This window comes from Pseudoalteromonas gelatinilytica, from assembly GCF_001641615.1.
GTDB lineage: Bacteria > Pseudomonadota > Gammaproteobacteria > Enterobacterales > Alteromonadaceae > Pseudoalteromonas > Pseudoalteromonas gelatinilytica.
Map to the genome: position 1 here is coordinate 59,748 of NZ_LRRU01000016.1, position 12,371 is coordinate 72,118.

Annotated in this window: 8 protein-coding genes; 2 read left to right on the plus strand and 6 right to left on the minus strand. The window is 42.6% G+C overall.

Features of this window, described 5'->3' with window-relative positions; all coding sequences use genetic code 11:
- Positions 1-24: 24 nt before the first annotated feature.
- From NH153_RS07285 to bioH, 5 genes are all read right to left on the minus strand, one after another.
- On the minus strand, positions 25-5,055 hold the full coding sequence (locus NH153_RS07285) for a S8 family serine peptidase (RefSeq protein ID WP_063702417.1): 5,031 nt from the start codon (positions 5,053-5,055) through the stop codon (positions 25-27).
- 281 nt (positions 5,056-5,336) lie between these two features.
- Positions 5,337-6,068: an outer membrane beta-barrel protein gene (locus tag NH153_RS07290; RefSeq protein WP_063702419.1), complete on the minus strand. Its 732-nt coding sequence runs from the start codon at positions 6,066-6,068 to the stop codon at positions 5,337-5,339.
- Positions 6,069-6,286: 218 nt separating this feature from the next.
- Positions 6,287-7,153, minus strand: coding sequence for a putative metalloprotease CJM1_0395 family protein (locus tag NH153_RS07295; RefSeq protein ID WP_063702421.1), 867 nt, complete (start codon positions 7,151-7,153; stop codon positions 6,287-6,289).
- A 5-nt stretch (positions 7,154-7,158) separates the two neighbouring features.
- Positions 7,159-7,467, minus strand: a complete 309-nt coding sequence (locus NH153_RS07300; protein WP_054554434.1) for a hypothetical protein — start codon at positions 7,465-7,467, stop codon at positions 7,159-7,161.
- A gap of 101 nt (positions 7,468-7,568) precedes the next feature.
- Positions 7,569-8,306, minus strand: coding sequence for a pimeloyl-ACP methyl ester esterase BioH (bioH, locus tag NH153_RS07305; protein WP_063702544.1), 738 nt, complete (start codon positions 8,304-8,306; stop codon positions 7,569-7,571).
- Positions 8,307-8,364: 58 nt separating this feature from the next.
- Between bioH and NH153_RS07310 the strand changes: the two genes are divergently transcribed.
- Positions 8,365-9,081, plus strand: coding sequence for a ComF family protein (locus NH153_RS07310; RefSeq protein WP_063702424.1), 717 nt, complete (start codon positions 8,365-8,367; stop codon positions 9,079-9,081).
- Between the two features lie 6 nt (positions 9,082-9,087).
- On the opposite strand, the gene NH153_RS07315 is transcribed toward NH153_RS07310, so the two are convergent.
- The gene (locus tag NH153_RS07315; protein WP_063702426.1) at positions 9,088-11,640 is read right to left on the minus strand and encodes a M14 metallopeptidase family protein; all 2,553 of its coding nucleotides are present in this window, start codon (positions 11,638-11,640) and stop codon (positions 9,088-9,090) included.
- A 144-nt stretch (positions 11,641-11,784) separates the two neighbouring features.
- Here NH153_RS07315 and nfuA point away from each other — a divergent pair, with 144 nt between their 5' ends.
- Complete coding sequence (gene nfuA / locus NH153_RS07320; protein WP_063702428.1) at positions 11,785-12,360, plus strand: Fe-S biogenesis protein NfuA; 576 nt, start codon at positions 11,785-11,787, stop codon at positions 12,358-12,360.
- Positions 12,361-12,371: the final 11 nt, after the last annotated feature.

The window sequence follows — 12,371 nt, forward strand, 5'->3', positions numbered from 1 at the left end:
TCATGAGCTGAGCCTTTATCGCTATTACTTACGACGACGAAGTGCAAGTAATGGCAGTAGTAACACTATAAAGTGACCTAATGAGCCGCTTGAAGAGCTCTTAGCTTTCGCTTCAGTTTCTGGTGTTACTTGTGAAGCGTATTCACAGCTACCATCATCTTCATTCGCTGTCGCATCATAGTTAGATGCTGCAGTATCAGTACAACCAAGCTCTACACCATCAGATTCAACCATAAGTAAGAACTCTTTACTTACTTTGTCTGCTGGGTTTGCTTTATCTTGCACTGTGACAGTCACCATTGTTTCACCATGGAAATGTGCATCAGGGATTAGGTTAAACGACATTCCGTCAATTTCAGCCGTTACATTCTCACCCGTTACCACTAATTCATTTGGCGACTGATCTGCATCAACAACCATCACATCAACACCATCGATACGGCCATTTTCAGCTACCGTCATATCAGCAATGTCGCTCATTTTCAGGTTGCTTTGCACACCGATAGAGTGCATTAACGACCCACCTTCTTGGCTACCAAGTTGGTAATCAAGAGTGATATTTTGCACTGAACCTTTCGCATCAGGCATAACCGTAGCAGTAAAGTTAAACTCAACTTCACTTTGCTCTGGGCCGACATAATCAAAACAGATCACTAAGTCATCTTGTAAGATCTTGCCAAGGTCGTCATAACCAATCACATTGCTTAATGCACCCTCTTTAAAGCCAGCCGTTGTTGAATAAACACTATCGCCACCTTCAATAAAGATGGTTCCTTCGTCAACACCAGCGCCTAGGTTATCGTAAGCAAAGATAGCTTCGAACATACCTTCATGGTCATCAATACCACTACGCAAAATCACTTCGTAGTCGAACGTGTCACCGGTATTTTTATCAGTCACATTATCGAATTCCATGAATACGAGATCACCTAAGTCAGGACGCTCTTCTTTGTATTGAGAAGCAATCGTTAGGCCTGTTGGATCAGTCGGATGGCGAAGGTTTTCGATTTCAAACGAACCACGCCAGAATGGTGCCAATGCTTCAACTAAGAAACCAGGACCACGGTGCGCACTCATCATCCACCAGATAGGTGTGAACTGCATTGCTCCTGTTGGGTGTAAACGTACTTCGTTATTATTTACTTGATTGTAAATTTCAAACTTCGCACCATTTTTATAGAATAACCAATCGATTGGAACATCAAAGAACACATTTGAACCACCTTCATACCAAGCAGCTTCAGGTTGAATGCGGAAATCACCCCATAAATCGATATATCCTCCTGTCGAGAATTCATCAATCATTGGCGTTTTACACATTTCGTTAGTGATGTTGTTGGTTACCACATAATCACGTTGTACGTTACGTGTTGCGTCTTGTGTACCTTGAATTGTCAGGGTATTGCCTTCAACGATTAACGAAGCAGCCACCGACTCATTATTTGAAGTTAGTGTTTGTGGCCAAACTTGCATGCCCTCAGGAATCGTCAATGACAATGAATAGTCACGCGCTTTTGATTCATAGTTGGCTTTAAGTTTTACATTAACGTTAACTAGGTCCATAGCGCGAGCCGTGTCTTGGTCAACATTTAGTGTGAGTGCTTCGGCATCACGCTTTAAGTTAACCGATGTAAAACCGAGGGTGCCTTCAGCACCTTCAGCATTACCTAATGCAAAGCCGCCATAGTAAACATCATTCGGTTGCGCTTCAGGTAGGTCCCAATTTACCGCAATTTCATAGTTACCATTGCCGCTGTGCTGCTGTGGCGCTGATACACTGAATTCACCGGTATTTTGCTCTTTAACAATGGCGTAGTGCGTCACTGTTTGGTAACCAACATCACGTAAACCTGCTAGAGCTGCAGTCGCAAACCAGTATTTACCAGGCTTAGGGTCAATAATGTTACAGTAGTTATCTTCAACACTACTTGAAGAATAACAAATCATCTCTTCATTTAGCGCTTTGATCAGTGCAGTAGAATCTTCCGCAATCTCTTCATCAGACACCATGAATGAGCCGCTTTCATTAGCATCATAACCCACAACCAAGTGTGCTTTTTTCATTTGCCAGCGAGGCTCAGCAAGATCTTCTAAATCAGTCGTTTGTTCGGTAGATGCAACTTTAACCATTAAGCGTTTTGTACCTTCTGGTACTTCAAACGATTGAATATCCCACGCTTTTTCAACGCGGTCTTTCGTCACGTAAGGTGCAACACCTAAGATATTTGCAGTAACTTCAGTTGGTTTTACAAGACCATAATAAGTCGGCGTAAACTCACTGTAGCTATCGGTATTAACAACGATTGATTCTGATGCACTGGCACGTGCCATATCGATATCAACCATGGTTGGTAGCTCATCAATAACATTCTTAGCAACCAATGTGAAATGAGCGTCTGGTAAGTCGCCGTCAGTGTTCTTAAATAGCACTTTGCCGTTGAACCAAGCATCTTTATTTAAGATGTTATCCCAAGGCGCACCCTCTTCAACGGGATCAAGTTTAGACTCGATGATATTTGGCAACTTCATAGTAACCATTACATCTTGTGTCTCCCCTGCTTTCAGCGTGAAGTTACTTGGTGTTACGCTAACTTCTACACCAAAGCTTTCGTCTTCACCCTCAACAGCCCAACCATAAGCAGTTGCATCCCAAGTACCATCTTTTGTTGCCTTTACAGTACGCATCCATGAACATTCAAGCTCACAGTCTTTGTTCACTAAAGAAGGTAAATTCAACCACTCAACTAAACCACCGTTACGAGGGTTAGCATTATGGTAGTTTTCAATAGTCTCATCCATGATAAGACCTGCATTTGCAGCTTGTGCTACGTCAATTGCACCGCCACCAGCCATGAAGTTGTAATATGGGTCAATTAAAGTCACGCCGTTAGAAATACGCACTTTATTTGCCGTCATCATTAGTGCTGATTGAATTTCTGCTGGCGTCCAATCTGGGTGCATTTGCATCAATAGCGTCATTGCGCCGGTAACATGTGGCGTAGCCATTGAGGTACCACTCATGAAAGTCCAATCTGATGCACTTGGGTAAGCTGTAAATGGTTGGTCATCAGCATTCGCAGCATAAATATCAACACCCGGTGCAGTCACGTCCGGAACAAGGTTATTGATGTAATAACTTGGCCCCATAGAACTAAAGATAGCAAGCTGATTACCCGCTTCTGCATCAAATGAATAGTTATTTTCTGGCTCGCCAATCGTCGCAATAGCAGCACCACCAGGATTAGCATTCACCCAGTTACGAATTGTGTAACGAGCACTTGCTGGTAAGTGAATACCCGGGATCACGTAGTTATCAGCAACAATACTCTCTGCCGAACTAATGTTTTGTAAAATGAAGCCACCTGCTCCACCTGCAGCAACGTTCTTGGCTTTATCAACACGCGCAATGTCACCACGTAAACATACTACAATTTGGTCAGCCGTAAACGTGCCTGCAGGGAAAGGTGCGTTACAGCTTGCAGCATCGTAACCATCACTTTCATTAGGGTCGTCGTATTTTTCAGCAAGAACAACTTCGCCAGTAATACCGCCAGAGAAACTCTTACCTGTGTACTCACCAGCATAAGGCGTGCGAGTGCCTTGGAAGTTATTAATGGTTTTAACACCTAAATCCATCACGCGGTCATGGGTTGATGCACCAACAGTGGTTACCCAAGGTGATGTATGATCCGCTGAAATATAATAAGGACCCGAGTTACCCGCTGCCGCTGCCACTGAAATGCCCGCTTCGCGCGCACTTAAGAAAGCCATTTCCATTGGGTCTTCCCATGGGAAGCTTTCGCTACCACCAATTGAGAAGTTAATAGCATCGACACCATCTTCAATCGCATCTTCAAATGCAGATAAAATTGCTGATTCAGGACAGCCTGAGTATAGATCGCCAGAACGGCCAGCATAACAAACTTGGTACGAAATGATATGCGCACGCGGTGCCACACCGCTGGTGCTTTCAAACGTGAATGGTAAGTTTTCACCATCACTGACTTTCTCACCTGTTGCAGCTTGAAGTGGCGTGTTTTCTATGTAGTTACCCGCCGTGGTACTCGCTGTGTGAGAGCCGTGACCATTGTAATCTTCACCATTTTCAGCACGACGATCAGCTCGGGCAAATTGATAATCCGCATTCATCGCTGTGACTTCTGGATAAGAGCGAACACCAATCAGCTTGTCATTACATAGCTCAGGTTCTTCTTCACAGTCACCTAAAAAGTTACCGGCACCTAATGGATTTTTTTTGCTGTACTCTTCGTCGCTTGCAAATGCCGGGTGGTCTGTATTGATACCAGTATCAATAATACCGACAACCATACCTTCACCTTTAACACCAACCGATGAAGCAGGTGTTGAACCCTGCCATAATTGGTCTGCGCCAATAAACTCAGGACCGCGGTCTGTGCGTAATTCAAAAATACGGTTAGGAGTAATACGCTTTACGCCTGATTGCGTCGCAAGAAGCTCTGCATCAGCTTGTGTCATTTCAACAACAACCGCGTTATTTGCAAGGGTAAATTGCTTTTTAATCGCAATATTGGCACCCATTGCACGCGCCTTACTTAATACTGTTGATTGACGCTGTTTTAAAAAGCTTTGATACGCGCGCACGCTTTGCGAAGCTGTATCAATGCGCTCTTTTACCATTAAAGAACGTGACTCTGTAATGGCTGTAGCGCTGAAGCCTTGAATATCACCTTGATAACTTGCTACAGGTTCATCATGCATTTGTACAATGTATGTTTGAATACCTGTCACCCCATCTTGAGGTTGAAAAACATGTTCCGGCTGCTGACTTTGGTAATGCTGATTTAAGCGCTGAGCACTCCCCTTTAATAAGCTTGGATGATCTTCGATTTGTTTTTCTTGTTGATAATTCGCGATATCTTCCGCTGTAAATGTTGGCTGATAAAAGCCTTTATCTGACACTTTGTTAAAGCCTGGCTCTGCCGCAGCATAGCCTGTAGCACCGACGTACAATGCTGTAAGTACGGCAACTGAGCTTTTCTTCAAGTGTGTGATTTTCTTATTGCAAGGTTGCATATGATTCCCACTGATTTAATTCTAAACAGCTCATAAATTACTTGAGCTGACACACTAAATTATTTAGCAGGCAAACATATACAGAGGGGGTTTTGCATGGTCAAACCGAGTCGTACACAGTTAGGATACAAAGTTAACAGCAAATAAACATAAGAGTGTTAATAATAAACGCTTTGCGGGATATTTATACAAAATGTAGCATTTTGTAGAGAATGCGATTACAGAAACAAAAATGGGGAAGGGAAAGCAGCTAGAGAAAAACTTCTCTAGCCGCTAACTAGTTAGAAATTGTAACGAACTGCCAGTGAGATATCTGAGTAATCATTTGCATCACGATAGCTTGCGCTGACAAGCCAAGCTGGCGTGAAGGCATAGTTTGCACCTACATGAAATACTGCATTATTTTCGCTCTCTTCATCATGTAAACGCTCGTAGCCAACGCCTCCATTGATCTCAAATGAATCAGTTAATAAGTGCCTGATTTGTACGTTAGCAGATAAAATATCTGCAGTTTCTGAATCTGAGTAGCTATCTGAGTAACTTTCAAGTACATAATCTTGATATGTTTCTTCCACTGAAAAACTTGAATCCACCTCAAATTTAAGCTGACCAATTTTTGCTGAGAAATCAAGGTTAGTGCGATCAGAAAGAGAGTAGATATAGCCTAGGCCTAGCTCAAAGCGAGTAATATCAAGGTCGACTTTGCCTAAATATGAAATTTGAGATTCACCAATCAAATTGCCAAATGAATCATAGACGTTATAGCCATCGTAGTAGCTTGATTCTTTATCGTCATCCGAAGCTGTTGAGTAGTGTCCTAATACAAACCAATTCTCAGCAAATTGCTTACTAAAATTAATACCAATACCTGAAAGAGAAAAATCGTTTAGCTCATCAATTTCTGTCTTTTTATATCCGGCTTCAACATAGTCATAGCTTAATGGTGAAGTGTTTTCAGCCATTACTGTTGTCGAGGCAAGTGATAATGCGCAAGCAAGAAGAGTGTATTTCATTGTTTAATCATCCTAATTATAAATCGGGCACAATTTACCAAAGCGAAGACAAACCCACAATAGAAACAACATTCGTTTTTGTAGGCTAAATGTAAGAAACTGTTATAAAAGTTCGATTAAACATTTAATAAATTGAGCTATTTTGAGGCAATAAAACCTCGTTAAGGACAGGTTTAATCCCACTAAATGATGAATTATTAATGTGAATTAGTATGGGCTTAAATAAAAGCAGAGAACTGATTTTGATTAGCTGGAGAGGTTGCTGCTTGATAAAAATTAGCAATACGTGTGGCGCGCTCATCGACTTCTACATCACGCTTTGCTGTTTTTGTTTCGCTACTTTGAGCTACGCTATCTTCAGCATACTCATTATGAATTTTAAATGTTGATTTGCCTGAATCAGCATCGTCATCATCAGATTGATTGGCTAGCTCAGCCTGCGCTGCAACGAGTTTTTGTGTGGCATCTGCGGCAATAGAACGATCTGCACCTGATGGTTCTTCAGGGGCGAGCGCTGCTGCACGCACTGTTTTCATTTTTTCGATTGTGGCTTGCGGGTCACCGTTGATTTCAGCAACATCAATTTGTACCTCGCCGCCCACAGCATAGTTTGTACCATCAGGGCCGCGCTGATACTCATAGCTTGGTGAGCCTGCATATTGCCCCCCGACTGTTGCATGCGCTTGTTCATGAATACGCACTTCGGTATCACGGGCTTTTAGCTCTTTAATTTGCTCAGCGTCTTGTTGCTCTTGCTCTGCAACCTTTTGCTCTTTTTGCTGTTCTTGCTTAGCTTCTTGTTGCTCTTGTTCTGATTGCTCAGGCTCGCCTTGCTCGCTACCTTGTTGGCGTTCTTCAATCACTTTGTCTTCAGCAAGACGACCTTTAGCATCATAAGTACCCGCATCAGTACCTGGTTGTTTTGCTTTATCACCATCACTAAGCGTTTTATTTTCAGCGTTACTTGGCTTAGCAGCAGCAGGTGGCGGGATCACTTCACGTAACTGATTATCACGGCGAGCACTTTCGGTGTGCACATTCGCCGTGTTGATATTAATCGAAGGAAACGGAGTGACGATATTCATAAGTACTAAACTTTGATATCAATTAAGGTACCGAGCACTTCATCAGCAGTCTGAATCGTGTTGATATTAGCTTTGGCATTAAACTCTTCAACTTTTAAATTAACAAGCGACTCATCGATTGGGGCAGGTTGTGAAACTGGCGGAGTTACAGCTTCATTTGGTGTTGCCGCTTGTAATTGGCGTTGTTGAGCTAATTGGGCATCATCTTGCTGATCAATTGAGGCACGGCTAATCTCAGCGCTTGCCTTTTCGATACCTTGGCTTGCACGGTTATAACCTTCTACCGCATTATTAAAAACAGAACTGATTGGCATAACACCCTCCAACAGTGAGATCTACTCGTTAAGTATCGCTCATAAAACGAGCAAAATAAAGCTAAATCCCACGATTTTTCTGGCCTCTCAGAGAGGCAGGCTTAACACATTGATTTCAGTGCTGATATAAATGCCGCTTTATGAGAAATAAAAGGCGCATGTGACGCCTTATCTAAAACCTCATATTCAAACTGAGGCTGTAAGGCATGCATTTTTTCAATCGCACGATAAGGAACTAATGAATCTAAGCGCCCAAAAATACCTCTTACTGGCACGGTAAGTTTCGCGAAAAGCTCACGTAAATCATCTTGCTGTAAAATATCTAAACCTGCACTTAGAGCTTGCTCTTGTGGTGCAGGGTATTGGTTTAAAAGTGCTTTAAGTTGCTTAATATCATCCCGAGCTGATTCACTGCCCATTGCTTGTATCGCCAAAAACCGTTCTATCGTTTTTTCTCTATGGCTAACCAGCTGATCTTTAAATGCGTTCAATACGTCAGGTTTGATACCCGGCCATTCGTTGGTTTGGGCAAAAAATGGGGTTGAGGCGACCAACACAACCTTTGCTACTTTGTCAGGCCAATGTGCTGCAATATACAAGGCAAAAAGCCCCCCTAACGACCAGCCAACAAGAATAGACTGATCATTGAGCTGTGTACTTAGTTGCTCAGCTGCAGCATGCAAAGTGTAAGGTGTGGGAATTGACTGCGCATTACCAAAACCAGGTAAATCAAGGCAACGGACTTCACCATCATGAAAAAACTCAAGCTCAGGTTTGATCACTTGCCAAACCCCTTGGTTCATTCCCCAGCCATGTAATAACACCATATCATTTTGCATATTTTGTATTTCCCAACCACACTTAGCGCTCATAATAGCGTTTAAAGGAATGAATGCAATGTCTCGCTTCTCTCATGCCTTAAAACTAGGACTTGAGGCACTATTCCCCAACTTTTGCATTAGCTGCCAAAATCACATACAAGCTAATCAAGCTTTGTGTCAGCATTGTTTAGATGACCTTAATTTATTTGACCTTACACGCCACCCAAACCTGTTACACAGGCCAGATATCTGTGATGCATTTCCTGATAGCCAATTTGATCATTTAATTGCCTGTGCGTGGTATCAAGCACCTTTTAAACTTTGGCTCAAGCAATTGAAATTTAACGACCAGCAGTTTTTTCGTGTGGCACTTACACAAGTGATAGACAAACAGTTGCAAATAGCTCGTCAGGTTAATGTAACTTGGCCCGATCTTTTTATTGTGCTGCCACTTCATAATCAGCGCTTTTTAGCACGCGGCTTTAATCAGGTCAGTCAAACTTGGTTACCTGTTTTAAAAAGCCAGCAATGTAGTGTTAGCGCTGCTCTTTTCAAGCAAAAAGCAACCAAAGCGCAATCACAGTTAAGTAAAGCGAAAAGAGTTAAAAACCTACAAAATGCGTTTGTTTGTCAGCAAGATTTAACGGGAAAAACGGTGGCAATTATTGATGATGTGATGACCTCTGGCGCAACCATAAATGCTGCGACAGAAGCCATAAAAAATGCAGGAGCTAAGCAAGTATGGGCTATGCTCACTTGCCTAACAGGATTAGGTAACCTGCATTATGATTAATTATTATTATTTATCACCAGAGGCATGAAACGCATTACCAAAAAATAAGGCATTGCTCAGTAATCGGCTCGTGCCATACCAGTAACCACGGAACACTGGGTTATCAGTCATACCTATCACGCTGCCTTTGCCATATGAATGCGCAATGAGACCTGCCGCACCGGCGACTTGCTCTACGTTTACGTCATCAGTAAAGCCAGCTAAAAGCGGTTTATCTGTGTAAGTAAGTACGTTAACAAATGGGGCATCTGACTTCTCAAGTAGCCAAGTGCTATTCTTAAACACAGGTAATGTATTACGATTCAGCGAATAGGTAAGTGGATGAGATAAATCCACTGAGGTATTAAAAATAGCCCCTGCAATACGCTGACGGCCTGCTAAGTCATCTTTATCGGCATAGCTAAGCCCTGTTGTATCAAAGGCACTGGCTACATCACGGCGAGATAAGTAATTAGCTTTTAGTAGCTGCTGATCAGCTAAGAACTTCGCCCCCCCTTTGTGCCCCCAAATAACGCCGCCTTTACGAACCCACGACTTAATAGCCACTTTCGTTGCATCATCAAGACGGTTGTAATTACCGTGCGCAAGAATGATATGACTATAGTTTTCAAGGTCGATACCATCTAAGCGGTTCATTTCGATAATGCTTGGCGCTGTACCAACAAAGCGATCTAAGTAGTACCATACCTCACCAAGCTCATACTGGCTGGTACCTTCACCACCCACGAGTAACACTTTTGGTGCTTTTACTACGGCCATTGAACGAGAACCTAAATCGGCACCTTTCACCGTTAAGCCTGAGCTAATGGGTGTAATTTCAATACCAAATTCATTTTGTGCTTGGTTTAAATAACTCACCCAGTTGCTGTCAGTTTGCAGACCCGCAGGAAGCAAAATACTGCCAGCTGCAAAAGCAATCTCACCTGATGGTGTTTTTGCTGTGAGTGGGCTTAACGCCACGCGCGCTTTTACACCTTGTTCGAGTAAACTATTTAGCATTTTTGGCGCGAGATAATCATCCCACTTAAATGCGTACGCATAGCTTTGCGGTAATGCTGCAAAGCTTGATTTAACACTTTGCTGCCAAGGCATTTTGGCAAGATTTAAGCCCCAATTGCTGCTTACTTTTGCAAATTCTAGATTGAAGGCATGAGCTAGTGTCCAGCCCGATACATCATAAAACGTGTTATCAACAAAGCGCTGTTGCTCACTGAAAATCGCTTTAATTAAACGAAATTGTGGCTGTGCTAATGGCACATAATAGCTCTGTTCAGAAAAGCTTTGACCGTTTACTTTTAACGGCTCTTCTAACATGTATGCATTGATTTGATGTTGTCTAAGTAAATCAAGGAAGTATTGCATGCGGCTGTGATCCGCGCCGCCTTTAATAACATAACCTTTAAAGTCTTCATCACCAGCAAGATCAACTGCTTTGTTGTAAAATTTTGCTTGATAATCAAGTAAGTCTGTACGGTTATCAATCGCCGCTTGGAACGTTGATAGGCTAGTTAATAACTGATTTTTAATCGTAAACGGGAAGCTTAGCGGTCCGTTGATCGTTTCTTGTAAGTGACCACGCGAGCTCGCTTGTTCAAATAAGATGCCTACACCACCATTTACGTCTGGGTAAGTTGAGCCCTTACCATAGTAAAAGTCATCGAAGCTTTCTTCAGTAAAATAAAGCGCATTGTGCTCATCAAGTGTTTTCGCATGATAGTTTGCAATTGCTTTGGTTAGCGTGACATTTTCTTCAGGTGTGATTGGGTGCTTGCGAGTTGGGATCCCCGGCTGGAAGAAAAACGTGCTATTAGGGCCCATTTCATGGAAGTCTGTTAGGATATTTGGCTTCCATTGATGAAATTGAGCAATACGTGCGCGTGATTCAGGGTGCTGTAACAACAACCAGTCACGGTTTAAGTCAAACAAATAATGGTTAGTACGGCTGCTCGGCCAACTTTCAATATGCTCGCGAGTTTCTGGATCTGACGATAACTTCATACCACGGTTGCTGTTAGCCCAATTAGCAAAACGCGCTAACCCGTCTGGGTTTAGTGATGGGTCGAGTAAAATAACCGTATTATTAAGTAACGCATCGATTTCTGGTCCCTGTGCTGCTGCAAGGTAATAAGCAACGAGTAATGATGCATTGCTGCCTGATGATTCATTACCATGCACACTATAGCCCATCCATACAACCGCAGGCTGTTTGCTTGAGTCACTCGCCCCACCATTTAAGCGAGCTAAGTGCGCCTTGCGAATTTGCTCCACTTGACCCAGCTTATCTGGCGCTGTGATAGTTAACATCACCAGTGGGCGCTGCTCATGAGTACGACCAATCACTTTAAAGTTCATTCGGTCGCTTTTTTCGGCCAAAATTTGCATATATTGCACAAGCTGATCGTGACGTACATGCCACTCACCGACTTCGTAACCTAACACCTGTTCAGGGGTTGGAATACTTGGGTCAAATTTCACATCTTGTTCAAAGTAATAAGAAAGAGGTTTTGCTAATGCGCTAACGCTCACTAGCATGGTTAATATTGTTATTATTAAACGCATAGATAGCACCCGTAATTATTTGATGTTTTAACGCTACCATTCGATAAAATAGATGCAACTTTTTACGCTCAACACTGGCGACAACACGATGAGCGGAGTATGATAGGCAGTATCCGAGTAATTTAGTCAAGTATAGTCCGTTTTATGATCTCTATTTCTGAATCTGCACAATCTCATTTTGCTAAACTTTTAGCAGACCAAGCTGAACAAACGAACATCCGTGTGTTTGTAGTAAACCCAGGTACTTCGCAGGCTGAGTGTGGTGTTTCTTACTGCCCAGAAGACGCCGTTGAAGCGACTGATATTCGTCTACCATTTAATGGTTTTGATGCCATTGTTGATGCAGAAAGCGCCCCTTTCTTAGAAGAAGCTGAAATCGATTTTGTAACAGACAAAATGGGTACTCAGTTAACGCTTAAAGCGCCAAACGCAAAAGCACGCAAATTAAGCGACGATGCATCACTACAAGAGCGTGTACAACACATGCTTGAAACAGAAGTGAACCCACAGCTTGCAAACCACGGCGGCCAAGTTAGCCTAGTAGAAATTACAGCTGACGGTATCGCGGTACTGCAATTTGGTGGTGGTTGTAACGGTTGTTCAATGATTGATGTCACGCTTAAAGAAGGCATCGAAAAAGAAATGATCGCCAAGTTTGATGAAATCAATGGTGTAAGAGACATTACTGATCACCAATCTGGTGAGCACTCTTACTACTAACGGTATCTAAG

What these genes read in the sequence shown, in the direction of transcription:
- NH153_RS07300 (WP_054554434.1), bottom strand. Translation starts at nt 7,467, where the DNA reads ATGCCAATCAGTTCTGTTTTTAATAATGCGGTAGAAGGTTATAACCGT.
- NH153_RS07310 (WP_063702424.1), top strand. Translation starts at nt 8,365, where the DNA reads ATGTCTCGCTTCTCTCATGCCTTAAAACTAGGACTTGAGGCACTATTC.
- NH153_RS07315 (WP_063702426.1), bottom strand. Translation starts at nt 11,640, where the DNA reads ATGCGTTTAATAATAACAATATTAACCATGCTAGTGAGCGTTAGCGCA.
- NH153_RS07295 (WP_063702421.1), bottom strand. Translation starts at nt 7,153, where the DNA reads ATGAATATCGTCACTCCGTTTCCTTCGATTAATATCAACACGGCGAAT.
- NH153_RS07285 (WP_063702417.1), bottom strand. Translation starts at nt 5,055, where the DNA reads ATGCAACCTTGCAATAAGAAAATCACACACTTGAAGAAAAGCTCAGTT.
- nfuA (WP_063702428.1), top strand. Translation starts at nt 11,785, where the DNA reads ATGATCTCTATTTCTGAATCTGCACAATCTCATTTTGCTAAACTTTTA.
- bioH (WP_063702544.1), bottom strand. Translation starts at nt 8,306, where the DNA reads ATGCAAAATGATATGGTGTTATTACATGGCTGGGGAATGAACCAAGGG.
- NH153_RS07290 (WP_063702419.1), bottom strand. Translation starts at nt 6,068, where the DNA reads ATGAAATACACTCTTCTTGCTTGCGCATTATCACTTGCCTCGACAACA.